This is a genomic window from Enterobacter sp. UCD-UG_FMILLET, assembly GCF_000762975.1.
In the GTDB taxonomy this organism is placed as follows: domain Bacteria; phylum Pseudomonadota; class Gammaproteobacteria; order Enterobacterales; family Enterobacteriaceae; genus Enterobacter; species Enterobacter dykesii.
The window spans coordinates 88,809-114,855 of sequence record NZ_JRJC01000011.1 but is presented as its reverse complement, the minus strand read 5'-3'; the positions used below and the strand labels follow the sequence as shown (position 1 = coordinate 114,855).

At 55.7% G+C, this 26,047-nt stretch carries 25 protein-coding genes; 5 read left to right on the top strand and 20 right to left on the bottom strand.

Features of this window, described 5'->3' with window-relative positions; genetic code table 11:
• The 3 genes from LA04_RS06280 to ldtC form a co-directional block, all read left to right on the top strand.
• On the top strand, positions 1-871 hold an 871-nt coding region (locus LA04_RS06280), incomplete at its 5' end, for an acyltransferase family protein (protein ID WP_047650884.1).
• 149 nt (positions 872-1,020) lie between these two features.
• Positions 1,021-4,467, top strand: a complete 3,447-nt coding sequence (mfd, locus tag LA04_RS06275; protein ID WP_047650883.1) for a transcription-repair coupling factor — start codon at positions 1,021-1,023, stop codon at positions 4,465-4,467.
• Positions 4,468-4,615: 148 nt separating this feature from the next.
• Entirely contained in the window at positions 4,616-5,581 is a 966-nt protein-coding gene (gene ldtC, locus LA04_RS06270; protein WP_047650882.1) for a L,D-transpeptidase LdtC, read from the top strand.
• A 74-nt stretch (positions 5,582-5,655) separates the two neighbouring features.
• On the opposite strand, the gene bhsA is transcribed toward ldtC, so the two are convergent.
• Positions 5,656-5,913, bottom strand: coding sequence for a multiple stress resistance protein BhsA (gene bhsA / locus LA04_RS06265; RefSeq protein ID WP_023616599.1), 258 nt, complete (start codon positions 5,911-5,913; stop codon positions 5,656-5,658).
• A gap of 244 nt (positions 5,914-6,157) precedes the next feature.
• Here bhsA and comR point away from each other — a divergent pair, with 244 nt between their 5' ends.
• Positions 6,158-6,793, top strand: a complete 636-nt coding sequence (comR, locus tag LA04_RS06260) for a TetR family copper-responsive transcriptional repressor ComR (protein WP_028015740.1) — start codon at positions 6,158-6,160, stop codon at positions 6,791-6,793.
• 58 nt (positions 6,794-6,851) lie between these two features.
• Here the strand turns inward: comR and LA04_RS06255 are convergent, their stop codons facing one another.
• The 8 genes from LA04_RS06255 to hinT form a co-directional block, all read right to left on the bottom strand.
• Positions 6,852-7,391 (bottom strand): glycine zipper 2TM domain-containing protein, encoded by a 540-nt coding sequence (locus LA04_RS06255; protein ID WP_008500779.1) that lies wholly within the window; start codon positions 7,389-7,391, stop codon positions 6,852-6,854.
• A 193-nt stretch (positions 7,392-7,584) separates the two neighbouring features.
• Positions 7,585-8,889, bottom strand: a complete 1,305-nt coding sequence (locus tag LA04_RS06250) for an NAD(P)/FAD-dependent oxidoreductase (protein WP_047650881.1) — start codon at positions 8,887-8,889, stop codon at positions 7,585-7,587.
• A 237-nt stretch (positions 8,890-9,126) separates the two neighbouring features.
• The gene (gene ycfP / locus LA04_RS06245; RefSeq protein ID WP_047650880.1) at positions 9,127-9,669 is read right to left on the bottom strand and encodes an alpha/beta hydrolase YcfP; all 543 of its coding nucleotides are present in this window, start codon (positions 9,667-9,669) and stop codon (positions 9,127-9,129) included.
• A 34-nt stretch (positions 9,670-9,703) separates the two neighbouring features.
• Positions 9,704-10,729: a beta-N-acetylhexosaminidase gene (gene nagZ, locus LA04_RS06240; protein WP_047650889.1), complete on the bottom strand. Its 1,026-nt coding sequence runs from the start codon at positions 10,727-10,729 to the stop codon at positions 9,704-9,706.
• Positions 10,730-10,740: 11 nt separating this feature from the next.
• Positions 10,741-11,565: a thiamine kinase gene (gene thiK, locus LA04_RS06235; RefSeq protein ID WP_047650879.1), complete on the bottom strand. Its 825-nt coding sequence runs from the start codon at positions 11,563-11,565 to the stop codon at positions 10,741-10,743.
• Entirely contained in the window at positions 11,546-12,190 is a 645-nt protein-coding gene (gene lpoB, locus LA04_RS06230; RefSeq protein ID WP_197737691.1) for a penicillin-binding protein activator LpoB, read from the bottom strand. Before lpoB ends, thiK begins: the two co-directional genes overlap by 20 nt.
• 13 nt (positions 12,191-12,203) lie before the next feature.
• Positions 12,204-12,578: a YcfL family protein gene (locus LA04_RS06225; protein ID WP_023311159.1), complete on the bottom strand. Its 375-nt coding sequence runs from the start codon at positions 12,576-12,578 to the stop codon at positions 12,204-12,206.
• A 1-nt stretch (position 12,579) separates the two neighbouring features.
• On the bottom strand, positions 12,580-12,939 hold the full coding sequence (gene hinT, locus LA04_RS06220) for a purine nucleoside phosphoramidase (protein ID WP_006809243.1): 360 nt from the start codon (positions 12,937-12,939) through the stop codon (positions 12,580-12,582).
• 350 nt (positions 12,940-13,289) lie between these two features.
• Here hinT and fhuE point away from each other — a divergent pair, with 350 nt between their 5' ends.
• A complete protein-coding gene (fhuE, locus tag LA04_RS06215) occupies positions 13,290-15,479 on the top strand; it encodes a ferric-rhodotorulic acid/ferric-coprogen receptor FhuE (RefSeq protein ID WP_047650877.1) in 2,190 nt (729 codons plus the stop codon).
• Positions 15,480-15,550: 71 nt separating this feature from the next.
• Here the strand turns inward: fhuE and ptsG are convergent, their stop codons facing one another.
• The 11 genes from ptsG to LA04_RS06160 form a co-directional block, all read right to left on the bottom strand.
• Entirely contained in the window at positions 15,551-16,984 is a 1,434-nt protein-coding gene (gene ptsG, locus LA04_RS06210; protein ID WP_047650876.1) for a PTS glucose transporter subunit IIBC, read from the bottom strand.
• A 298-nt stretch (positions 16,985-17,282) separates the two neighbouring features.
• Positions 17,283-18,077 carry a metal-dependent hydrolase gene (locus LA04_RS06205; protein WP_047650875.1) on the bottom strand — a complete coding sequence of 265 codons (795 nt, stop codon included), beginning with the start codon at positions 18,075-18,077 and terminating at the stop codon, positions 17,283-17,285.
• A 10-nt stretch (positions 18,078-18,087) separates the two neighbouring features.
• Positions 18,088-19,092 (bottom strand): DNA polymerase III subunit delta', encoded by a 1,005-nt coding sequence (gene holB, locus LA04_RS06200; RefSeq protein WP_047650874.1) that lies wholly within the window; start codon positions 19,090-19,092, stop codon positions 18,088-18,090.
• Entirely contained in the window at positions 19,089-19,730 is a 642-nt protein-coding gene (gene tmk, locus LA04_RS06195) for a dTMP kinase (RefSeq protein ID WP_047650873.1), read from the bottom strand. The genes holB and tmk overlap by 4 nt, the downstream gene beginning before the upstream one ends.
• Positions 19,720-20,742 (bottom strand): cell division protein YceG, encoded by a 1,023-nt coding sequence (gene yceG, locus LA04_RS06190; protein WP_047650871.1) that lies wholly within the window; start codon positions 20,740-20,742, stop codon positions 19,720-19,722. Before yceG ends, tmk begins: the two co-directional genes overlap by 11 nt.
• Before the next feature lie 2 nt (positions 20,743-20,744).
• Positions 20,745-21,554 (bottom strand): aminodeoxychorismate lyase, encoded by an 810-nt coding sequence (gene pabC, locus LA04_RS06185; RefSeq protein ID WP_047650870.1) that lies wholly within the window; start codon positions 21,552-21,554, stop codon positions 20,745-20,747.
• Positions 21,555-21,674: 120 nt separating this feature from the next.
• Positions 21,675-22,916 (bottom strand): beta-ketoacyl-ACP synthase II, encoded by a 1,242-nt coding sequence (gene fabF, locus LA04_RS06180; RefSeq protein ID WP_023335279.1) that lies wholly within the window; start codon positions 22,914-22,916, stop codon positions 21,675-21,677.
• 91 nt (positions 22,917-23,007) lie between these two features.
• The gene (acpP, locus tag LA04_RS06175) at positions 23,008-23,244 is read right to left on the bottom strand and encodes an acyl carrier protein (protein WP_003857954.1); all 237 of its coding nucleotides are present in this window, start codon (positions 23,242-23,244) and stop codon (positions 23,008-23,010) included.
• Positions 23,245-23,398: 154 nt separating this feature from the next.
• Entirely contained in the window at positions 23,399-24,133 is a 735-nt protein-coding gene (gene fabG, locus LA04_RS06170) for a 3-oxoacyl-ACP reductase FabG (protein WP_008500795.1), read from the bottom strand.
• A gap of 12 nt (positions 24,134-24,145) precedes the next feature.
• On the bottom strand, positions 24,146-25,075 hold the full coding sequence (gene fabD / locus LA04_RS06165; RefSeq protein WP_047650869.1) for an ACP S-malonyltransferase: 930 nt from the start codon (positions 25,073-25,075) through the stop codon (positions 24,146-24,148).
• 15 nt (positions 25,076-25,090) lie between these two features.
• Positions 25,091-26,044 (bottom strand): beta-ketoacyl-ACP synthase III, encoded by a 954-nt coding sequence (locus LA04_RS06160; RefSeq protein WP_008500797.1) that lies wholly within the window; start codon positions 26,042-26,044, stop codon positions 25,091-25,093.
• Positions 26,045-26,047: the final 3 nt, after the last annotated feature.

Genomic DNA, 26,047 nt, shown 5'->3' with positions numbered 1-26,047 from the left:
TCTGATCCGTCGTTATATTGACGAAGTTGACTGGCGAACCAGTCTCGACAAACGGATCTGGAGCATTGTCTGGGTCCTGGCGCTGTGGGGCTTCCTGCAATGGCAGGCGCTGACCCACCTGAACGCCTGGCTGGCACCCGGGCGTGAGCTTGCCACCGCGTCGAACGCGGCCTACGCCGACTCGCTCTCAGGGTTTGTACTGGGGATGATCACCGCCAGCACCAGCCTGTGGTATCTGTATGCCCTGGTGGTCTACTTCACGCTGTGTAAAATGCTGAGCCGCTGGAAGCTGCCGGTTCTGGGACTGCTGGCGCTGGCGAGCATCGCGATCAACTTCCTGCCGCTGCCGTGGTGGGGGATGAACAGCGTGGTGCGCAACATGATCTACTACAGCCTCGGGGCGTGGTATGGCGCAGAGCTGATGGCGTGGATGAAAAGCGTCAACCTGCGCCGCATCTGGCTGGCAACCGGGGCTTTCGCCGCTGTCTCGGTGGCGCTGTGGTTTGCTAACGTTCCGCTGCTGCTCTCATTGCTGTCGATTGTGCTGATCATGAAGCTGTTCTACAGCCTTGAGCAGCGCTACGCCGTTCACCCGAACAATCTGCTGAACGTGATTGGCTCCAATACCATTGCAATTTATACCACCCACCGCATCTTAATTGAGGCCTTTAGCCTGTTCCTGATCGGCGAGATGAATGCAGCGTACTGGCCAGTCTGGGCCGAGCTGTCCTTAATTCTGGTCTACCCGTTTGCCAGCCTGCTTATCTGTACCCTTGCCGGGCTCGGGGTGCGTAAAATCTCCACCGCGCTGTTTGGTGACGTGTTCTTCTCTCCTCCGTCTACACAGACCCTGTTACCTTCGACGCGTTAATGCTCTCTCCGCCCCCGTTTTGGGGGCGTTTAGCCCTGCCGTGCGGTTACGATTTGCTTATGTAAAACGATCGAGGATAATAAAGACATTGCGTATCAGTGATATGCCCCAATACTGTTGGTATATCCATAAGAGACTCTGACATAGCCATGCCTGAACACTATCGTTATTCCTTGCCTGTCAAAGCGGGCGACCAGCGCCAGCTGGGTGAACTCACGGGCGCGGCGTGCGCCACGCTGGTGGCGGAAATCGCCGAGCGTCACCCAGGCCCGGTAATTCTGGTTGCCCCGGATATGCAAAACGCCCTGCGCCTGCACGACGAAATTCGCCAGTTCACCGATAGCCTGGTGTTCAGCCTGGCCGACTGGGAGACGCTGCCCTATGACAGCTTCTCTCCGCATCAGGAGATCATCTCCTCGCGCCTGTCGACGCTCTATCAGCTGCCGACCATGCAGCGCGGCGTGCTGATTGTGCCGGTGAATACCCTGATGCAGCGCGTCTGTCCGCACAGCTACCTGCACGGTCACGCGCTGGTGATGAAAAAAGGCCAGCGCCTGTCCCGTGACGCCCTGCGCGCGCAACTCGACGGTGCCGGCTATCGCCACGTCGACCAGGTGATGGAGCACGGGGAATACGCGACCCGCGGCGCGCTGCTCGACCTTTACCCGATGGGCAGCGACCAGCCGTATCGTCTGGATTTCTTTGATGATGAGATCGACAGCCTGCGCGTATTCGACGCCGACACGCAGCGCACGCTGGAGGAAGTAGAGTCGATCAATTTACTGCCCGCGCATGAGTTCCCGACGGACAAAACCGCTATCGAGCTGTTCCGCAGCCAGTGGCGCGATAGGTTCGAGGTGAAGCGCGACGCGGAACATATTTATCAGCAGGTCAGCAAAGGCACGCTGCCTGCCGGTATCGAATACTGGCAGCCGCTGTTCTTCAACGAGCCGCTGCCTGCCCTGTTCAGCTACTTCCCGGCGAATACGCTGATTGTTAACACCGGGGATATCGACGCCAGCGCCAGCCGCTTTGAAAGCGAAACCCGCGCCCGTTTCGAAAATCGCGGCGTTGACCCGATGCGTCCGCTGCTGCCACCGGAAGCGCTGTGGCTGCGCACCGACGAGCTCAACGCCGAGCTGAAGCGCTGGCCGCGCATGCAGCTGAAAACCGATTCGCTTGCCGATAAGGCCGCCAACACCAACCTCGCCTTCCGGACGCTGCCGGACCTGGCCGTTCAGGCGCAGCAGAAAGCCCCGCTGGATAATCTGCGCAAGTTCCTGGAGTCCTTCACCGGCCCGGTGGTGTTCTCCGTTGAGAGTGAAGGCCGCCGCGAAGCTTTAGGTGAGCTGCTGGGACGCATTAAGGTGGCGCCGAAGCGCATCCTGCGTCTGAGCGAAGCGACCGGAAACGGTCGTTACCTGATGATTGGCGCCGCCGAGCACGGGTTCATCGACACGCTCAACAACCTGGCGCTGATTTGCGAAAGCGACCTGCTGGGCGAGCGCGTCGCGCGTCGCCGTCAGGACAGCCGTCGGACCATCAACCCGGACACGCTGATCCGTAACCTGGCCGAGCTGCATCCGGGCCAGCCGATTGTTCACCTGGAACACGGCGTTGGGCGCTATCAGGGGATGACCACCCTGGAAGCGGGCGGCATTAAAGGTGAATACCTGATGCTGACCTACGCCAACGACGCCAAACTGTATGTTCCGGTGTCCTCCCTGCATCTGATCAGCCGCTACGCGGGCGGTGCCGAAGAGAATGCGCCGCTGCACAAGCTGGGCGGCGATGCCTGGGCGCGCGCGCGCCAGAAGGCTGCGGAAAAAGTGCGCGACGTGGCGGCCGAGCTGCTGGATATCTACGCCCAGCGCGCGGCCAAACAGGGCTTCGCCTTTAAGCACGATAAAGAACAGTACCAGCTGTTTTGCGACAGCTTCCCGTTTGAAACCACGCCGGATCAGGCTCAGGCCATCAACGCCGTGCTGAGCGACATGTGCCAGCCGCTGGCAATGGACCGCTTAGTCTGCGGGGACGTCGGCTTCGGCAAAACCGAGGTGGCGATGCGCGCCGCCTTCCTTGCGGTGGAAAACAACAAGCAGGTGGCGGTGCTGGTGCCGACCACCCTGCTCGCACAGCAGCACTTCGACAACTTCCGCGACCGATTTGCCAACTGGCCGGTACGCATCGAGATGCTGTCGCGTTTTCGCAGCACCAAAGAACAGACGCAGATCCTCGAACAGGCAAGCGAAGGCAAAATCGATATTCTGATCGGCACCCACAAGCTGCTGCAAAGCGACGTGAAGTGGAAAGATCTGGGGCTGCTGATCGTCGACGAAGAGCACCGCTTCGGGGTGCGTCATAAAGAGCGCATCAAAGCGATGCGCGCCGACGTCGATATCCTCACCCTGACCGCGACGCCGATCCCGCGAACCCTGAACATGGCGATGAGCGGCATGCGCGATCTGTCGATTATCGCCACGCCGCCGGCGCGCCGTCTGGCGGTGAAAACCTTCGTCCGCGAGTACGATAATCTGGTGGTGCGGGAAGCTATTCTGCGTGAAGTGCTGCGCGGAGGTCAGGTCTACTATCTCTACAATGACGTGGAAAACATCCAGAAGGCGGCGGACAGGCTGGCGGAGCTGGTGCCGGAAGCGCGCATTGCTATCGGTCACGGGCAGATGCGCGAGCGCGAGCTGGAACGAGTGATGAACGACTTCCACCACCAGCGCTTTAACGTGCTGGTGTGTACCACCATCATTGAAACCGGGATCGACATTCCGACGGCGAACACCATCATCATTGAGCGTGCGGATCACTTTGGTCTGGCGCAGCTTCACCAGCTGCGCGGCCGCGTCGGGCGTTCGCACCATCAGGCATACGCCTGGCTGCTGACGCCGCATCCGAAAGCGATGACCACCGACGCGCAAAAGCGTCTGGAAGCCATCGCCTCGCTGGAAGACCTCGGCGCAGGCTTTGCGCTGGCCACGCACGATCTCGAGATCCGCGGTGCCGGCGAGCTGCTGGGTGAAGACCAGAGCGGCTCCATGGAGACCATTGGCTTCTCGCTCTATATGGAGCTGCTGGAAAACGCGGTTGATGCCCTGAAGGCCGGACGCGAGCCGTCGCTGGAAGATCTCACCAGCCAGCAGACCGAGGTTGAGCTGCGTATGCCTTCCCTGCTGCCGGACGATTTTATTCCGGACGTGAATACCCGACTGTCGTTCTACAAGCGCATCGCCAGCGCGAAGAAGGAGAATGAGCTGGAAGAGATTAAGGTGGAGCTGATCGACCGCTTTGGCCTGCTGCCCGATGCGGCGCGAAATCTGCTGGATATCGCGAGGCTGCGCCAGCAGGCGCAAAAGCTGGGGATCCGTAAGCTCGAAGGCAATGAAAAAGGCGGCGTGATTGAATTCGCCGAGAAGAATCACGTCAACCCGATGTGGCTGATCGGCCTGCTGCAAAAACAGCCGCAGCATTTCCGTCTGGATGGTCCAACCCGTCTGAAATTTACCCAGGAGCTGACGGAGCGCAAAACCCGTATGGACTGGGTGCGTAACTTTATGCGCCAGCTGGAAGAGAACGCGATCGCATAACCTCCCTTCCCCCCGTTAGCCCAGCGCTACGGGGGGACAATTTACAAACTCTTTGCACTTCACCCGATCTTCCCGACATACCCATTCGCCATAATTATGTTTAACGTCTTATAAAACAATAACCTTATCATTTATATGGATTATGGTGATGATGACCTCTTCGCGTTTTACTCGCTGGATGACCCTGTTTGCGCTGGCAGCCACCGTCGCGGTTGCGCTTCCCGCCCGGGCAAATACCTGGCCCCTTCCCCCTCCCGGCAGCAAGGTGGTGGGTGAAAACCGCTTTCATGTCGTTGAAAATAATGGTGGTTCACTGGAAGCGATTGCCAAAAAATATAACGTCGGTTTTCTGGCCCTGCTGCAGGCGAACCCCGGCGTCGATCCGTATGTCCCGCGCGCGGGGAGCGTACTGACCATCCCGTTACAGACCATCCTGCCGGACGCCCCGCGCGAGGGGATGGTGATAAACCTGGCCGAACTGCGTCTGTACTATTACCCGCCGGGTAAAAATGAAGTCACCGTCTACCCTATCGGTATTGGTCAGCTGGGCGGCGACACCCTGACGCCGACGATGGTCACCACCGTCTCGGATAAACGCGCGAATCCAACGTGGACCCCGACGGCCAACATTCGCGCCCGCTATAAGGCTCAGGGGATCGATCTTCCTGCTGTGGTGCCGGCTGGTCCGGATAACCCGATGGGGCATCACGCGATCCGCCTCGCAGCATATGGCGGCGTCTACCTGCTGCACGGAACGAATGCGGACTTTGGCATCGGCATGCGCGTCAGCTCCGGCTGTATTCGTCTGCGCGATGACGATATCAAAACGCTGTTTAACGTCGTTACGCCGGGTACCAAAGTGAATATTATCAATACGCCGATTAAGGTTTCTGAGGAGCCGGGCGGCGTGCGGCTGGTTGAGATTCATCAGCCGTTATCGAAAAACATTGGCGACGATCCGCAGACGCTGCCCATTAATCTAAATGCCTCGATGGTAAGCTTCAAAACGAATGCGAATACCAACAGCGTGGTGATGGAACGTGCGATGGAAGTCCGGTCAGGTATGCCGACCGATGTCACCCGGCATCACGATGTCGTCCAGCAGTCGATGTAAATCAGAAATAAAAAACGCCCTGCTCAGCAGGGCGTTTTTTATTGCAGTGGCATAAATGAGGGTTTATGCGCGGCTTATTTGTAGATGACCGCAGTGCCGTGCAGGGTGTTAGGACCGGTCACTGAGGTGATGCGGTAAGATTTTGCACCCATCTCTTGCGCTTTTTGCGCCAGCTGATCTTCCAGGGAACCCAGGTTAGTACCGGCAGAGGCAGAGATTGTCCCGACTTTGTGCTGGTCAGCAGGGGTGGATTGCACCTGTACAGCAGCAAAGCTTGCGAAAGAGAGTGAACTCAGGACAGCGGCAGCGATGAGAGTTTTTACGTTTTTCATGATGTTTACCTTTAGCAGATGAATTTGGAGGTCGTTAATCATTTAGTTAACGATCGATAGGTAAATCATAAATGTGATACAGGTCACACGTCAACATAATTTTATAACGAGCGTTAACTTAATTTTAAAATTGTTATTTTTCATACATATATGATTAATTTATTTTTAAGCATTCTGCACTGGTGGTGGGTTGCGTTTATTTTTATAATGGTCATTCACCAAACCAACAGAGGACCAACGGCAAATGACAACCGACGTCACGAGTTGTGCGAAGAAAAGCCGTGGCCGACCAAAAGTGTTTGACAGGGATGCAGCGCTTGATAAGGCCATGACTCTCTTCTGGCAACATGGGTATGAAGCAACCTCGCTTTCCGATCTGGTAGAAGCCACCGGAGCCAAAGCGCCGACGCTGTATGCCGAATTTACCAATAAAGAGGGGCTGTTCAGGGCGGTTCTGGACAGATACATTTCGCGCTTTGCGGCGAAACACGAAGCCCAGCTGTTCTGCGAAGAGAAAAGCGTTGAACAGGCGCTTCGGGACTATTTCACCGCCGTCGCGACCTGCTTCACCAGTAAAGATACGCCTGCGGGCTGCTTTATGATTAACACCTCTGCCACCCTTGCGGCGTCCTCCAAAGAGATTGCCAATACGGTGAAGTCGCGGCATGCGATGCAGGAGGAGACCCTCAGCGCATTTCTGGCTCAGCGCCAGCAGCGCGGTGAAATCCCCGCGCAATGCAATCCTCAGCTTCTGGCGCAATACCTGAGCTGTATTTTGCAGGGGATGTCAATCAGCGCCCGTGAAGGGGCAACGCTGGAAAAACTGCAGAATATTAGCGAAACCACGCTGCGGCTGTGGCCCGAGCTACTGAAAATCTGACGCAAAAAAAGCTCCTCAGCCTGAGCGCATGAGGAGCTAAATTCAGAGAACTTCTTTTTTACACTTTGTTATTCAGAACCAGCTGGCCGTTTCCATCCAGTGGAATTTGCGTGCCCGGGTCTTTATCCATGCGGATTTTGCCCTGCTGATCGCCAATTTTGTACGTCACGTCATAGCCCAGCATTTTTTCCGACTTGTCATAGACGGTTTTGCAGCGTTGCTGAGTCGTGGTGTAGGTATCATTATCCTGCATCGCGCCCTGCACCTGGTTACCGGCATAGCCGCCACCCAGCGCGCCGACCACGGTCGCTACGTCTTTACCCCGGCCGCCGCCAAACTGGTGACCAATCACGCCACCCGCTACCGCACCCAGAACAGAACCGGCAATGCGGTTTTCATCCTGCACCGGACGACGGTGCGTCACGGAGACGTTGCGGCACTCCTGACGAGGGGTTTTCACGGTTTCTTTAATCGGTGTAGCAGAAACCACCTGTGCATACTGCGGGCCGCGATCTAATACGTTGAGACTGGCAACGGCAGCCACACCTAACGCAGCCGCGACGCCAATCCCTATACCCGCCAACATTGATTTATTCACGGGACTTCCTCCTTTGTTGCTATTGGTAACAATTCTGCAATGGAGGCCGCACTTCGCCAATCAGATAAAGGATCAAAAAAGGAGCGTTGAGAGGAGATATATTGTATTTAGGAGAACTCTTAAGCACTCATTCTGTGATGCGCAGCATGATATGCTAAAAAATCCCTCCGGAGGGCCCGGAGGGAGTGAAAGATTAGTGCAGCTTCAGACGCGGACGGATCACGCGGTTGATTCTGCCCACCAGCATCATCAGTCCGGTTTTGAAGTAGCCGTGCAGCGCAATCTGGTGCATGCGGTACAGGGAGATATACACGAAGCGGGCAATACGCCCCTCTACCATCATTGAGCCGCGCATCAGGTTGCCCATCAGGCTGCCGACGGTAGAGAAGTTTGAAAGTGACACCAGTGAACCATGGTCTTTGTAGACATAGGCTTTCATTGGCTTGCCTTTGTACTGCGCCAGAATATTGTGCAGCACCAGGCTTGCCATCTGGTGAGCGGCCTGCGCGCGCGGCGGCACGAATCCACCTTCAGGACGCGCGCAGGAGGCACAGTCACCGATAGCAAAGATTTCAGGGTCACGCGTGGTTTGCAGCGTTGGCTCTGTGACCAGCTGGTTAATGCGGTTCGTTTCCAGACCGCCGATCTCTTTCATAAAGTCAGGCGCTTTGATACCAGCCGCCCAGACCATCAGATCCGCTTTGATATACTCGCCGTCTTTGGTGTGCAGGCCGCCTTCGTCGGCGCTGGTCACCATGGTCTGCGTCAGCACCCGCACGCCCAGTTTGGTGAGCTCATTGTGCGCCGCACCGGAAATACGCGGAGGCAGCGCAGGCAGGATGCGTTCACCGGCTTCAACCAGCGTCACGTTCAGCGCTTCGTTAGTTAACCCTTTGTAACCGTAGCTGTGCAGCTGCTTCACCGCATTGTGCAGCTCCGCAGACAGCTCAACGCCCGTCGCGCCGCCGCCGACAATCGCGATATTGACCTTGCCGTTCGCACCCATGTTATTGGTGTACTTCAGGAACAGGTTCAGCATTTCCTGATGGAAACGACGCGCCTGGTGCGGATTATCGAGGAAGATACAGTGCTCTTTCACGCCCGGCGTGTTGAAGTCGTTGGAGGTACTGCCCAGCGCCATGACCAGCGTGTCGTACGCCAGTTTACGCTCGGGAACCAGCAGCTCCCCTTTTTCATCGCGCAGCTCTGCCAGGGTGATGGTTTTGCTTTCACGGTTGATGTCGACCACCGAGCCCAGTTGGAACTGGAAATGATGGTTGCGCGCGTGCGCCAGATAGCTGAGCGCGTCCACGCCCTCATCCAGAGAACCGGTCGCCACTTCGTGCAGCAGCGGTTTCCACAGGTGGCTGTGGTTACGATCCACCAGCGTAATTTTGGCTTTTTTACCGCGACCCAGCTTCTTGCCCAGCTGTGTAGCCAGCTCCAGCCCGCCAGCACCACCGCCGACAATCACTATCTTTTTCAATGGCGTAGTCAACGTGACCCCCTCAAATTATTAACCAATTGTTAATTAAAAGTTATAAAATAACCCTTAATTAACAACAGGTTACAGCACTGAAACCATTCAGGTGCATTGAGAATACCACGTCAGGCGCATTGGTCATACCAAAATTGATATGCATCAAGTTTTGATGGCTTAAAAGTAGACAATTCTGGACAAAAAGAAAGCCCGGTACGCTTTCGCGACCGGGCTTTGATGCCTGCGGGAATAGGGTTAACCCAGCGTTTTAAACGCTTTGATTCGCTGCAGATGCGGGGAGATGTTTTTGAACTTGTGGGTCTGTTCTTCGTCCCAGACGATCTCATAGTAATGGTGCAGCAATTCAGCTGCCCGATGGCTGTTGAGCGCTTCATCATTACGGGAAAGGATCGCCAGGCAGCGGTCGCGGTTTTTCTCACGGAAATTGCTCACGCACTTGGTCGCAATATCGACATACTCTTCCGGACGGTCAATTTTGCCTTCCATGTTCTCGTTCGGGAACAGGTTAGGATTGAACACCACCTGGCGAATGTCGCACAGGAAGCCAATCCGCTCCGCCCAGTAGCCGCCCAGCCCCACGCCGCAAATCAACGGGCGATCGTCGACGTTGAGCTGCAACATCTTGTCCACCTCTTTGAGCAGATGCTGCATATCATGCTTCGGATGGCGCGTGCTGTAGCTGATCAACCGTACATCCGGATCGATAAACTGCAGCTGCAGCACCTTCTCATGATTACCAGGACTGTTTGAGTCAAAACCGTGTAAATAGATGATCATCGTCTTCTCACCACGCTACGCCTTCCGGGAGGGTTTACAGGCTGGCTTTATGTGCCTGCCAGCGCTCATTCAGGTCTTCAAGCCGGGCGTTGACCGTCTTCCAGCGCGCCGAATCCATCAGCTCCTGACGGCTAAATGAACCTTTATGATACAATTGTGTAACACGCTCTGCTTTGATCGGCGACAGGTTATCCAGCACGCTAACGGCACCTTTACGATTATTGCAGACCAGGATCATATCGCAACCCGCATCCAGCGATGCCTGACCGCGTTCAGCGTAGCTGCCCATGATCGCGGCCCCTTCCATCGACAAATCGTCAGAGAAAATCACGCCGTTGAAGCCCAGCTCCTGGCGCAGAACGGTTTTCAGCCAGTGCGGAGATCCGCTGGCCGGACGCGGGTCGACGTCGCTGTAAATCACGTGCGCGGGCATAATGGCATCCAGCTTGTTATCGGTGATAAGCGACTGGAAAACCGACATATCTTTGGCGCGAATCTCCGCTTCCGGACGCGGATCGCGCGGCGTCTCTTTGTGAGAATCCGCCGTCACCGCCCCGTGCCCCGGGAAGTGTTTCCCGGTGGTTTTCATGCCTGCATCGTGCATGCCGTCGATGAACCGGGTCGCCATTGCCAGCGCAATACGCGGGTCTTCATGATATGAGCGCTCGCCAATGGCAGCGCTGATATGCCCTACATCCAGCACCGGGGCAAAGCTGATGTCGATATCCATGGCAATCATTTCGCTGGCCATCAGCCAGCCGGCCTCCTGCGCCAGTTTTCCACCCTCTTCCGTGCCGAGCAGCGCGGCAAAAGACTGGGCTGCGGGCAGGCGGGTAAAACCGTCGCGGAAACGCTGCACGCGTCCGCCTTCCTGATCGACGGCCACCACCAGATGATTGCGCGACGCGGCGCGGATCTGACGCACCAGCTCACGCAGCTGCGCCGGATCGTGATAGTTGCGGGTAAACAGGATCAGGCCACCCACCAGCGGATGCGCCAGAATTTCACGCTCCTCCGCATCCAGCTCAAACCCTTCTACATCCAACATGACTGGACCCACATCCACCTCTCTTATCCTTTAGTTTGTAACTGACGCCAGGCATCGTCTGCCAGCGCAATAAATTGTTTGTCTCTGGACTGCCGATAGCGCATTTCAAACCAGCCAGCCATTAACATGATGACCCAGGGTCGCCAGCGTTTGACCTGCCGCCTCAGCGCGTCGACGTCAATGTGTGCCGACTCGGCGTAGTCCCTGATAAGCGCCTGCCGCGCGGCTTCACTCTCTGTCCAGACGGCCGCCAGCTCCAGCGCCACATCGCCATCTCCCGCATACTCCCAGTCGATAAGCCTGATGCCCGCTGGCGTATGAACAATATTCCCGGCATGAACATCCATATGCAACGGCGTAAGCCGAATCGGCTGCGGCTCACCCGCTATACGCAACCGCTTGAGATGTGCCAGCCACACTGGAGTGCGCCTGTCAGGCAGGGCTTGCTGCCAGTAATGCTCAAGCAGCGGGAATAACGTAATTCGCCATCCCAGACGTGGCTGCCGGTGCAGATGATACAGCATCGCCGCAAGCACAGGCGTGTCCGGCAGCGCGCTTTTAACGTCACCTTCCAGATAGTCGACGGCCATCCAGCCCTGTCTGAAAAAACGAGGGGCAGGCACGAGATCTGACGGAAGACGTTTCAGAGCGCGAAACTGACGACGGAAATGGGAGGCAGGCGCGTCGGGGTCGTGATTTTGCCGCAAAACCAGACGTCGTTCGCCCTGCTCTATAATGCAACTCGCGCCGCCAAGCCCGGAGTGGGCCTGCGGCGCGATAAGGCGGTACTGAGGAAAATAGCGCGTCAGAATCTCTTCACGCGTGCCGTCATTGTTGCGTAACCGCACCTTTACCTGACCAGATAATTTCGCCTGTCTGAACCAGCATCAGCTGCATCTGCAGGGCTGGGGTATTCACGTTACCGGTAGCGTTAGAGTAAAGCACATACTGTGCGCCAACGTTACGGGCAATGCCTATCGCCTTGCTGCGGGTACCGAGGCTATCCTGCGGCGACAGGCCCAGCTGCTGTTTGGCGACGGCGAGCTGCTGAGCCGAGACCAGCGTAAACTTGCCGTTGTTAGCCAGAGCATTGCGCAGGGTTTCCGTGGCTTCACCCGCGTTCAGCGAACCGTTGGTGCGGTTGTTCACGCTGTCGACCAGCAACACGCTGCCCGCCGTCACGCCCTGCGCCTGCAGCATTTTGCCGACCATCGGCTGCATTGCCCCGTTCCAGTCGTAATGGCGCACGCGCGGCGTGGGCTGTGACGTCTGGTCCGGATGTTCAATCGGGCCCGGCTGTGACGGAATAGACGGCACAGACGGCACGGTTGGCTGCTGCTGCGTTGGCGGTGTCGGCTGTTCAGTACCCGGTTTAGCCTCTTCCACAGGTGCAGGCTGTTCAGTTCGGGTCACACACCCTGCAAGAAACAGAGCGAAAGCTGTCACGAGCGCATAGCGGCTCAAATTTTTAATCAAGGTTCACCCCTCAGAGATAAAGATAAAGTCTCACCTTATGTGCACCCAGATAGTTGGCGCTGCCATAGAGCGTTACCGACGACCTGGCCGGAATGGTGACGCTGCGCGGCGCCTCCAGCGGATGCATTTCAAGACCTCTTACGTCATACCAGAAAAAACGGTAGTGGACCGTCACTGGCTCATGTCTTTCATTAAAGAGCGTAGAGGAGGCAGATGAGTTGATTTCACTGATGGTCAACGCGGGCTGTTGCGCCGTGATCCCCGCGGCAAGCACGGAGGACTCCATGACCAGCGTCTGCTCATCGTTCACGGGGATCGCCGGACGCGAGCTGCACCCCACAATCATCATCGCCATTACCAGCGCTGCAATACGCCCTTTAAGCATGTCAAAGACCTTTATGTGCTAGCATCGGCCCCAGAGGACGTCCACCCAGCAGATGCATGTGAATATGATAAACTTCCTGGCCACCATGACGGTTGCAGTTCATGATCAGACGGTAACCGTCTTCTGCAATCCCTTCCTGTTCAGCGATTTTGGCAGCCACCGTCAGCATACGACCTAACGCCACTTCATGCTCGGTTTTTACGTCGTTTACAGTCGGAATCAGAATATTGGGAATGATAAGGATGTGCGTCGGGGCCTGAGGGGAAATGTCCCGGAAAGCCGTCACCAGTTCATCCTGATAGACGATATCCGACGGAATTTCGCGACGGATAATTTTACTGAAAATCGTTTCTTCAGCCATGACCTTTTCCTTTTTTATTTAATCTGGCGCAATGCGTCCGCTGTAAACACACTCCCGGGATCGGTGTGTGACACAATTCAAGAGTATGAGCGAGTTTCTCCTGTCCTTTCAACCTCCTCCCCCGATTTCTTTCCTGAATGTTCATCAGCTGACTGAAGAGTGACCGCTCGCAGGCTTTAACGGGCTGAAACATTATTTCAGTGCCGGTCGACACATCTGTTTACAGCATTAATAGCAATGCGTATATTTCGCATTTGCATTTTCATGCGCATTTTTAACATAGAAAACGACGCCAGCCCGTGTCCGCGGGACTGACGCATACCCTCTTCATCATTCATAAGGGTTTAATCATGTCTTTCATTCATCACACCCGGGATGGGAAACGTCAGCCTGTCGCAACGCCTTCGTTGCTGGCAGTATGCATTACTATGGCATTGACGCCAGCCGCCGCATTCGCTGCATCAACAGCCGAAGATACCGTCGTTGTTGACGGCGGTTTTGAGCAAACGCAGGATCCTTCAGCAAGTCAGGAACGGGATTACAGCGTAAAAACCACCACCACCGGTACGAAGCTGTTGCTGGTTCCCCGTGATATCCCACAGTCCGTCAGCGTGATTAGCCAGCAGCGCATGGTCGATCAGAACCTGCAGTCCATCGGTCAGGTATTAACCAACACCACGGGCGTAACGGCGCAGGTGCAAGACAGTGACCGTACCGTGTTTTACTCACGCGGGTTCTTCGTCAGCAACTATGCCTATGACGACCTGCCAACCTCCATCAGCGAGGTATGGAACTTTGGTGATACCGCCGCCGATACGGCGATTTATGACCGCATCGAAGTGGTCCGCGGTGCCACCGGCCTGATGTCCGGAACGGGCAACCCGGCGGCGTACGTCAATATGGTGCGCAAACATGCGGACAGCAATGAATTCAAAGGTAACGTCTCGGCCAGCTACGGCAGCTGGGATAAACAGCGCTACGTGCTGGATCTTCAGGCGCCGCTGGTGGAGTCAGGCAAGGTACGGGGCCGTCTGATCACGGGTTATCAGGACAATGACAGCTTCATGGATAACTATCACTACCGGAAGAAATTCCTCTATGGCGTGATGGATGCGGACGTCACCGACAGCACTACCCTCTCTGTGGGGTATGAGTATCAGGAAAGTAACACCGCCGACCCAACCTGGGGCGGGCTGCCGACCTGGTACAGCGACGGGAGCAAAACCGATTACAATCGTAGCCAGACCGTCGCGCCTGACTGGGCCTACTCGGACAAGGACAGCACCCGCATCTTCGCTAACCTGACGCAGCGTTTCGATAATGGCTGGGAAGCGCATATTAACGGCATGCATGCTGAAACCAACTTCGATTCTAAGCTGATGTATATGTCCGGCTATCCGGATAAAGAGACTGGTGCGGGCATGGTAGGCTACGGCGGCTGGAACCGTGGCGAACGTAAACAGGATGCCGTAGACGCTTTCCTGCGCGGCGATTTCGATCTCTTAGGCCGTCAGCACGAAATGATGTTCGGCGGCAGCTTCAGCCGCCAGCGTAACCATTACGACAACTCAATGCCTGACGCGGTTTACGGCATGGTTGATGTGGGTAACTTTAAGAACTGGAACGGTAACATTGCCGACCCGCAGTGGACGCCGTGGAAACTCTACAGCCAGGACGACATTCGCCAGTCCTCAGCGTATACCTCCGCCCGCTTCTCGCTGGCCGATCCGCTGCATCTGATCCTCGGCGCGCGTTATACCAACTACAACATTCGCTATAACCCGGCGGGCTCCCCGGACACCCGTCTGGAAAGCACCAAAGATGACGTGACGCCCTACGCGGGCCTGGTCTACGACATCAATGAAGACTGGTCGACCTACGTCAGCTATACCTCCATTTTCCAGCCCCAGGACAAGCGGGACGCCAGCGGACGCTATCTCGACCCCACTACGGGCAAAAGCTACGAAGCCGGTGTGAAAGCAGACTGGTTCAATACCCGTCTTACCACCTCGCTGGCGATTTTCCGCATTGAGCAGGATAACGTAGCAAGCAATACGTATACCTACATGCCGAGCGGTGAGTCGATTTATCAATCGCTGGACGGCGTAGTGAGCAAAGGTATTGAGTTCGAACTCAACGGTGCCCTGACCGATAACTGGCAGCTGACCTTCGGCGCGACCCGCTACATTGCTGAAGATAAGAATGGCAACGCCGTAAGCTCCGATCAGCCGCGCACAACCATGAAGCTGTTCACCCGTTATCAACTGCCAAAGCTGCCGGAACTGACCGTGGGCGGTGGCGTAAACTGGCAGAACAAAGTGTGGACGGACGTGGAAGGCGGCCCGGCAGGACGTTCCCGCGCGGAGCAAGGCAGCTACGGGCTGGTTAACCTGTTCAGCCGTTATCAGGTCACCAAAGATTTTGCTGTTCAGGCGAACGTCAACAACCTGTTCGACAAAGAGTATTACGATTATGTCGGCTCTTATGTGGTTTATGGCGCACCGCTGAACGTCTCGGTAAGCGCGAGCTACGATTTCTGAGTATCGGCACTACACACCACACAAATAAAAAAGGCAGCCATTCGGCTGCCTTAGTCTCCCCAGGTCACAACTTAGTTGCTGCGGATGTACTCATCCATTTCGGTTTTCAGGTTATCGGATTTGGTACCGAAAATTGCCTGTACACCAGAACCTGCAACAACTACGCCCGCTGCGCCCAGTTTTTTCAGACCCGGCTGGTCTACTTTCGCCACGTCGGCAACGCTCACACGCAGACGAGTGATGCACGCGTCCAGGTTAGTGATGTTCTCTTTACCGCCGAACGCTGCGACCAGTGCCGGAGCCATTTCGCTGGTAGCGCCAGCTTTGCTGTCTTCTGTCGCATCTTCACGACCCGGAGTTTTCAGGTCCAGTGCTTTAATCAGCACGCGGAAGATAGTGTAGTAAACAACGGCATAGCACGCGCCCACGATTGGGAACAGCCACAGTTTGCTGCTGTTACCGGACAGAACGATGAAGTCGATCAGACCGTGAGAGAAGGACGTACCGTCACGCATACCCAGCAGGATACAGATTGGGAACGCCAGGCCCGCCAGAATCGCGTGGATAATGTACAGGATCGGCGCAACGAACATGAAGGAGAACTCGATCGGCTCGGTGATACCGGTCAGGAACGAGGTCAGCGCTGCGGAGATCATGATACCGCCCACTTTTGCACGGTTCTCTGGCTTAGCAGAGTGCCAGATAGCAATCGCCGCTGCTGGCAGACCGTACATTTTGAACAGGAAGCCACCAGACAGTTTACCTGCAGTTGGGTCGCCCGCCATGTAACGTGGGATATCGCCGTGGAACACCTGACCTGCTGCGTTGGTGAATTCACCAATCTGCATCTGGAATGGAACGTTCCAGATATGGTGCAGACCAAATGGCACCAGGCAACGCTCGATGAAGCCGTAGATACCAAACGCCACAACCGGGTTCTGGTAAGCAGCCCACTGAGAGAAGGTCTGGATAGCAGAGCCGATTGGTGGCCAGATGAAGGACAGGATCACGCCAGTGAAAATCGCTGCCAGACCAGAGATGATCGGAACGAAACGCTTGCCCGCGAAGAAGCCCAGGTACTCAGGCAGCTTGATGCGATAGAAGCGGTTAAACATATACGCTGCAATCGCACCGGAGATGATACCGCCCAGAACACCGGTGTCCGCCAGGTGTTTCGCGGCGATCTCTTCTGCCGGTAAATGCAGAACCAGCGGCGCAACCACAGCCATGGTTTTCACCATGATGCCGTAGGCAACCACTGCAGCCAGCGCAGAAACGCCGTCGTTATTGGTGAAGCCCAGAGCCACACCGATCGCGAAGATCAGTGGCATGTTAGCAAAGACAGAACCGCCTGCTTCGGCCATCACGTGGGACACTACGGCTGGCAGCCAGCTGAAGTTAGCAGAACCGACACCCAGCAGGATACCTGCGATAGGCAGTACGGATACTGGCAGCATCAGCGATTTACCGACCTTTTGCAGGTTAGCAAATGCATTCTTAAACATAATTGAGAGTGCTCCTGAGTATTTGTGCTTTTTTTTACGCTTTCACGCATTGGCCCGGGGGGAGTACCGTGCCGTGGACAGGACATCTAAGCGCCCTTTATTTATTACACAGAGTAAAATAATTCCCTCTGAGTTTGTTTGACGGCTATCACGTTTCAGCTTAAGGCGGTCGAAAAACTTTCAGTTATTTACAAAAAGCATGTCCGGATGTGTCTAAAAACACCCTCACCGCCCCAAATGAGGCGGTGAACTTTACTCGCTTTACTTATTAATTACGAGCCTAAAAAAAACAGGTGTATCAAACATATTGCAGGCGGGCGGGGTCGATATGGAACAGCGTGGAGAAGTTTTCCGTCGTCACGCGGGCCAGCTCGTCGATGCTGACGCCCTTCAGTACGGCCATGTACTCAGCCACATCTCTCGTCATAGCGGGCTGGTTCTCTTTACCGCGATGCGGTACCGGTGCCAGGTACGGAGAATCCGTCTCCACCAGAATGCGATCGAGCGGAACATAACGTGCAGCATCACGCAGCTGCTCAGCGTTACGGAACGTCACGATCCCCGAAAACGAGATATAAAACCCTAAATCAAGCAGCTTACCCGCCGTTTCTCTGTCTTCTGTGAAACAGTGTAGTACGCCACCGCAATCCGTCACGTTTTCTTCCTGGAGAATAGCCAGGGTATCCGCACGCGCATCGCGGGTGTGGACGATAACCGGCTTGTTCAGTTCCCGGCCAATGCGAATATGGTTGCGGAAGGACTCCTGCTGGCGCGGTTTGGTTTCCGGCGTGTAAAAATAGTCCAGCCCGGTCTCGCCCATCGCCACCACGCCCTCTTCGGCTGCCAGTCGGCGCAGATCCTCAACGTCGTAGGCCTCGTCCTGATTCAACGGATGTACGCCGCAGGAGAACACCACGTTATCGCGAACGCCCACCAGCTCACGCATGGAGCGATAGCCCGGCAGCGTCGTCGCCACCGCAAGACAGAATTTCACATCGCGGGCAGCGGCTTTTGCCAGCACGTCATCCACGTTCTTATGCAGGGATTGATAATCCAGGCCATCAAGATGGCAGTGTGAGTCGACTAAAAACATAATGTCTCTCTCAGAGATGGGAAACTGGCGGTGTGACGCCGGGTTGCAGGTAATGTTCGATACGCAGTAACTGGTCGGTCAGTAAAAGCTCGCGATTAAGACCCGTCACGGTTAAAAGCTGTTCACGGCTCTGGCAGATATCATGGAGCATCGCGTGAAGAATCTTCCCTGAGAGGCGGTTCGCCAGCGTATTCACCAGCGGCAACGCGTCCGGGTTGGTCAGAAGCGTAGCCCCTTGCTGGATTTTGAGCGCATCCAGCAGTAGGGAGGCCAGCCAGTGCAGACGCTCAACGGCCCGATCGCTGTTAAGCGCAGGCAGTAAACTTAGCCAGTCCTGACTGTTCAGCGACGCATCTACGGCCCGGCAGAGCGTTTCTCGCTCTGACCAGACGTCAGGCTGCAGTAATGCCAGCGCCGCCGCGGGCGCGCCGCTGCTAAGGCGCAAGGCGGACAGCGCGCTTTCAGGTGACGTTGTCACCTCTCGTTCCAGCCAGCTCAGCGCCCACGATTCCTGAGGTACTGCAAGGTGATGAAGACGACAACGGCTGCGCAACGTCGCCAGTAATCGTCCCGGGTCACGGCATGAGAGGAAAAACCACGTTTTAACCGGCGGCTCTTCCAGGGTTTTTAGCAGGGCGTTAGCCGCCGCTTCGGTGAGCAGCGTGGCGTCTTTAAGCCAGACCACTTTTGCGCCGCCCAGTCGCGCATGTTCATACAATTTTTCACTGACTTCACGCACGGCATCAATACCGAGCGCGCTTTTGCCCTTCTCAGGCTCAAGGGTGTAGTAGTCAGGGTGCGTGCCCGCCTGCATCAGCTGGCAGCCACGACATTTACCACAGCTCTTGTGCCCTTCCGGCTGCTGACACATCAGAAAACGGGTGATGGCATAAATCAACGCATCATCACCCATTCCTGGCAATGCCTGAATCAGTAACGCATGATGCCCCCGACCCGCCTGATAGCTGCCGATCAGCTGTTCAAAGTGTGGGCGCAACCATGGATACCATTTCATGCCTGCTGCTCCTGCACCCACTGCGTAATGGTGTGCTGAATGTCGCGCGTGACGTCGTCCAGGGACTGCGTCGCATCGATGGTACAAATTGAGCTGTCCTGTGCGGCCAGTTCAAGATAGCGCGCACGGGTGCGGTTAAAGAAATCAAACGACTCTTGTTCAATGCGGTCCAGCTCGCCGCGCGCGCGGGCACGCTTGAGACCCACTTCCGGGGTCACATCCAGATAGAGCGTCAGGTCGGGGCGAAAATCCCCCAGTACAGCATTACTCAGCGTGGCGAGCATTGTCTGGTCGATGCCGCGTCCTCCACCCTGATACGCCTGAGTCGACAGATCGTGACGGTCGCCAATCACCCACTTGCCCTCGGCCAGGGCGGGTTTGATCACCGTCTCAACCAACTGAACGCGTGCCGCGTAGAACACCAGCACTTCGGCTTTGTCAGTGATAACTTCGTCGCCGACGGATTTAATATCCAGCACCAGGCTGCGCAGCTTTTCAGCCAGCTGCGTACCGCCCGGCTCGCGGGTAAATACCATGTCCGCCACGCCAAGCGTTTTGAGCGTATCCACCACCACGTTGCGGGCAGTGGTTTTACCCGCCCCTTCGAGTCCCTCAATGACAATGTATTTACTGCGCATTTTTTTCCTTAAGTGCCTTCAGATAGTCCTGAACAGAGCGATTGTGGCTGGCAAGGTTGGTGTTAAAGGTATGCCCCCCTTTTCCATCAGCCACAAAATAGAGATACGGTGTTTTAGCCGGATGCGCGGCGGCTTTGAGCGACGCCTCGCTCGGCGTGGCAATCGGGCCTGGCGGTAAACCGCTAATCACGTAGGTATTATACGCCGTTGGCGTCTCCAGATCTTTTCGTGAGATCTTGCCACTGTAGCTCTCGCCCATGCCGTAGATAACCGTAGGGTCGGTTTGCAGACGCATGCCGATGCGCAGACGGTTGATAAATACCGACGCTACCCGATCGCGCTCAGCAGCGACGGCCGTCTCTTTCTCAACGATCGAGGCCATGGTGACGAACTGGTTCGGATCGCTGTAAGGCAATCCTTCCATTCGCCCTTCCCAGGCGGCATCTACGGCGGCGACCATTTTTTTATGCGCCCGCTTCAGGATAGCCACATCGGTCGTGCCTGCCGTGTACATCCAGGTGTCTGGCCAGAACCAGCCTTCCACCCATTCCGGATGTTCCAGCTTCAGCGCTTCAGCCACCGTCTGATAGCTATCGTCTTTTAAGGTATGTTTGATATACGGCGCGTCACGCAGCTGTTTGAGGTAATCGCTAAGGCGCATCCCTTCCACAAACCGCAGGGGGAACTGGGCTTCTTTGCCGCTTTCCAACAGCTGCAGCATCTCTCTGACGGTCATTCCCGGCGTAAAGCGATAGGTGCCGGCTTTAAAATGTGACAACTCAGGCTCCACGCGCAATAGCCACTGGAATACCCTTGGACGATTAATAATCTTGTCGCCATAGAGCTGTTCCCCAAGCGCCTGACGGCCGGTTCCCGCTTTCAGGGTAAAGATCGTTTCGTCTTTAACCAGGATCTTGCTGTTCGCCAGCTGGCGAACTTTCCATACGCCAGCTCCGCCAGCGACGCCCAGCGCAACGATGAGGATAAGGACAAAGCGCAACATTTTTTTCATGACTATCTGGTTTGCTCACATATCGGGGCTAAAAACTGAAACAGTTCGCGCGAAGACCAGCGTTGTTGGCCATACGCACGGACGGGTACAACAGGCATCAGCGCATTGCAGATGATGACTTCATCTGCGGTCTGTAGCGCGGTTTCTCCTGCGCTAACTTCGACAACGCGAAAGCCAGAGCGTGCCAGCTGTTCCAGACAAAACTGGCGCATTAACCCATTTACGCCAGCGTGTTCCAGCGACGGAGTGAACACCTCTTCCCCCTGCCGCCAGAGTAAATTAGCCGCACAGCATTCCGTAATGAACCCTTCGCTGTCAAGAACCAGCGCCTCATCGGCGTCCGTCTGTTCAAGATGAGTACGAATGAGCACCTGCTCAAGGCGGTTGAGATGCTTAAGCCCGGCCAGCATCGGGTTTCGTCCCAGCCGTACCGGGCTCAGCGTCAGCGTGACGCCGTCTTCTCGCCAGCGAGTGTAATGCGCGGGATAAGCAGAAACGGAGAGAATACGCGTAGGGTTAATACACGATGCGGCGCTGTAACCCCGGCCACCACTGCCGCGGCTGATGATCACTTTGAGTACGCCGCTGTCCTTCCCCGTAGCCAGTTGGCACATTTCCTGACGCAACGTGTCCCAGTGCGTAAAGGGGATCATGAGCTTTTCACAGCCATGCTGCAGACGTCGAATGTGCGCCTCCAGCAAGCAGACATCGCCGTCCAGAATACGCGCTGTCGTAAAGCAACCATCACCGAACTGTATCGCCCTGTCGCTGGCAGGCAGCGTGTCCTGCTCAAGGCCATTGATTAAAAACATGGTGGCTCCTTATGCGTGGGCATTTAGTCTGGCAGGATGTCATGCAGCCGACAAGAAGATTAGGCTTAATAAAAAAGGCCCGGCAAGCGGACCTTTTTAAATGCTATCGGGACGTCAGGATCAGATCTTTTTGAAGATCAGAGAACCGTTGGTGCCGCCGAAGCCGAAGGAGTTACACAGGGTGTACTCCATACCGCTAACCTGACGCGCTTCGTGAGGAACGAAATCCAGATCGCAACCTTCATCCGGGTTATCCAGGTTGATGGTTGGCGGAACAGCCTGATCGCGCAGCGCAAGGATGGAGTAGATTGACTCTACCGCACCCGCCGCACCCAACAGGTGACCGGTCATGGACTTGGTGGAGCTCACCATTACGCGGCTGGCAGATTCGCCGAAGATAGACTTAACCGCCTGAGCTTCAGCTTTATCGCCTGCAGGTGTAGAAGTACCGTGCGCGTTCACGTAGCCAATTTGTGCTGGGGTAATACCCGCATCACGAATCGCGTTTTCCATCGCCAGCGCAGCACCCGCGCCGTTCTCAGGAGGAGACGTCATGTGGTAAGCATCGCTGCTCATGCCGAAACCAACGATTTCAGCATAAATTTTCGCACCGCGTTTTTTCGCGTGTTCGTACTCTTCCAGTACGATCATGCCCGCCCCGTCGCCCAGCACGAAGCCGTCACGGTCTTTATCCCACGGACGGCTCGCTGCCTGCGGGTTATCATTGCGGGTAGACAGCGCACGCGCCGCACCAAAGCCGCCGACACCCAGCGGGGTACTGGCTTTTTCAGCACCGCCCGCAACCATAGCATCTGCATCGCCGTACGCAATAATGCGCGCGGCCTGGCCGATGTTATGTACGCCAGACGTACAGGCGGTCGCGATTGAAATGCTTGGCCCACGCAGGCCAAACATGATGGTCAGGTGACCCGCCACCATGTTAACAATCGTGGACGGAACGAAGAACGGGCTGATTTTACGCGGGCCGCCATTCATCAGAGATGTATGGTTTTCCTCGATCAGGCCAAGACCGCCAATCCCGGAGCCGATAGCGGCGCCGATACGGGTTGCGTTCTCTTCCGTAATCTCAAGGCCAGAATCCTGCATGGCCTGAACGCCAGCGACAATTCCATATTGAATGAAGGCATCCATCTTGCGCTGTTCTTTGCGCGAGATGATCTCTTCACAGTTAAAATCCTTTACTAAGCCAGCAAATTTCGTTGCATAGGCGCTAGTATCGAAATGGTCGATTAGGCTGATGCCGCTCTGACCGGCAAGGAGAGCTTTCCAGGTGGACTCTACGGTATTGCCGACAGGAGACAACATGCCAAGTCCGGTCACAACTACACGACGCTTAGACACGTTTGTCCTCCAGGGAGGGATAAAAAAAGAGATTCGTGGGACTAAAAAAGATAAAACTCAGGCGGTCGAATGACCGCCTGGAGATGTTCACTTACGCCTGGTGACCGTTGATGTAATCAATGGCAGCCTGAACGGTGGTGATCTTCTCAGCTTCTTCGTCCGGAATCTCAGTATCAAACTCTTCTTCCAGAGCCATTACCAGCTCAACGGTGTCAAGAGAATCTGCGCCCAGGTCTTCAACGAAGGAAGCGGAGTTCACAACTTCTTCCTGCTTAACGCCCAGCTGTTCGCCGATAATTTTCTTAACGCGTTCTTCGATAGTGCTCATACTCTTAAATTTCCTATCAAAACTCGCTTTCGCGATGGTTTTCGTAGTGTATAAAATGTTGAAAAATTTGCAACTAAATCCCGGCAGTTCTTACCACGATTTTACGTTATTTTGAGGCCATTCGCCCTAATAACGCAAATATTTTTCATCGTGGTTAAACCATATACATCCCGCCGTTGACGTGGAGGGTCTCACCAGTGATGTAACCCGCTTCGTCAGAGGCTAAAAATGCAACCGCACTGGCGATTTCTTTAGGGTCGCCAAGACGACCCGCCGGAACTGCCGCCAGCGTACCCGCACGCTGCTCATCAGTCAGCGCACGCGTCATGTCCGTTTCAATAAAGCCCGGAGCAACAACGTTTACCGTAATACCGCGGGACGCGACTTCACGCGCCAGCGACTTACTGAAACCAATCAGACCTGCTTTCGCCGCAGCGTAGTTAGCCTGACCAGCATTTCCCATGGTACCAACCACAGAACCGACAGTGATAATACGTCCATGACGCTTTTTCATCATAGCGCGCATTACCGCTTTTGACAGACGGAATACAGATGACAGGTTGGTTTCGATGATATCGTTCCACTCGTCGTCTTTCATTCGCATTAACAGGTTATCGCGAGTGATCCCGGCATTGTTTACCAGAATATCCACTTCGCCAAACTCTGCGCGAATATTTTCCAGAACAGATTCGATAGATGCAGGTTCGGTCACATTCAGTACCAGACCTTTACCGTTTGCACCCAGATACTCGCTGATGGCCTGAGCGCCATTCTCGCTGGTTGCTGTACCAATCACCTTCGCGCCGCGCGCAACCAGTGTTTCAGCAATTGCACGCCCGATACCGCGGCTTGCGCCAGTGACCAGGGCGATTTTTCCTTCAAAACTCATGGTATTCCTCTTTTATTGCGAGAGTGCCGCTGACATCGCTTCCGGCTCGTTAATCGCCGAGGCTGTCAGGGTGTCAACAATACGTTTTGTCAGACCGGTGAGGACTTTACCTGGGCCGACTTCATACAGATGCTCAACGCCCTCCGCTGCCATAAACTCAACGGTTTTGGTCCACTGCACCGGGCTATAGAGCTGGCGAACCAGTGCGTCACGGATAGCTTCCGGCGTGGTTTCGCATTTCACATCGACGTTATTCACAACGGAAATCGTCGGTGCGTTAAACGTAATTTTTTCCAGCTCAACCGCCAGTTTCTCAGCAGCAGGCTTCATCAACGCACAGTGAGACGGCACGCTGACCGGCAGCGGCAGCGCACGCTTAGCACCCGCTGCTTTACAGGCCGCACCCGCGCGTTCAACCGCTTCTTTATGACCGGCAATAACTACCTGGCCCGGCGAGTTGAAGTTTACCGGAGAGACAACCTGGCCTTCAGCAGATTCTTCACACGCTTTTGCAATTGCAGCGTCATCCAGACCGATGATGGCAGACATGCCGCCCGTGCCTTCAGGCACCGCTTCCTGCATGAATTTACCGCGCAGTTCAACCAGACGTACCGCGTCAGCAAACGCGATCACGCCAGCACACACCAGCGCAGAGTATTCACCCAGGCTATGACCCGCGAGCAGCGCTGGAGCTTTACCGCCCTGCTGCTGCCAGACGCGCCACAGCGCAACGGACGCGGTCAGCAGCGCTGGCTGGGTCTGCCAGGTTTTGTTCAGTTCTTCAGCCGGACCCTGCTGGGTCAGCGCCCATAAATCATAACCCAGTGCATCAGAAGCTTCACGGAAAGTCTCTTCAATAACCGGATAGGCTGCTGCCATTTCAGACAACATCCCAACGGTTTGAGAGCCCTGGCCCGGGAACACAAAAGCAAATTGCGTCATTTTTTATTCCTTATACTAGAAACGAACCAGCGCGGAACCCCAGGTGAACCCGCCACCGAAGGCTTCAAGCAAGACCAACTGGCCCCGTTTGATTCGTCCATCGCGTACCGCTTCATCAAATGCGCACGGTACCGACGCCGCAGAGGTGTTGCCATGACGATCCAGCGTCACTACAACGTTATCCATCGACATGCCCAGCTTTTTCGCGGTAGCGCTGATGATACGCAGGTTCGCCTGATGCGGCACCAGCCAGTCGAGGGCGGAACGCTCAAGGTTATTCGCTTCCAGCGTTTCATCAACGATGTGTGCAAGCTCGGTTACCGCCACCTTGAACACCTCGTTCCCTGCCATGGTCAGGTAAATCGAGTTGTCCGGATTAACGCGATCGGCGTTAGGCAGAGTCAACAGTTCGCCGTAGCTGCCATCAGCATGCAGATGCGTGGAGATGATACCCGGCTCTTCGGACTGCCCCAGCAGCACCGCGCCCGCACCATCACCAAAAATAATGATCGTTCCACGATCGGTTGGATCGCAGGTACGCGCCAGCACGTCAGCACCAATCACCAGCGCATATTTAACGGCACCGGATTTCACGTATTGATCGGCGACGCTCAGCGCATAGGTGAAGCCTGCGCACGCGGCAGCGACGTCAAACGCCGGACAGCCTTTAATGCCGAGCATGTTTTGCACCTGGCACGCTGCGCTTGGGAAAGCATGCGTGGCAGACGTCGTGGCGACCACGATCAAACCAATCTGTTCTTTATCAATGCCCGCCATTTCGATAGCACGCTGTGCGGCTTCGTAACCCATGGTCGATACGGTTTCGTCTGGCGCGGCAATACGACGTTCACGGATACCTGTGCGCGTGACAATCCACTCGTCAGACGTATCTACCATTTTTTCCAGATCGGCGTTGGTTCGCACTTGTTTTGGCAGGTAGCTGCCGGTACCTAAAATCTTCGTATACATGTA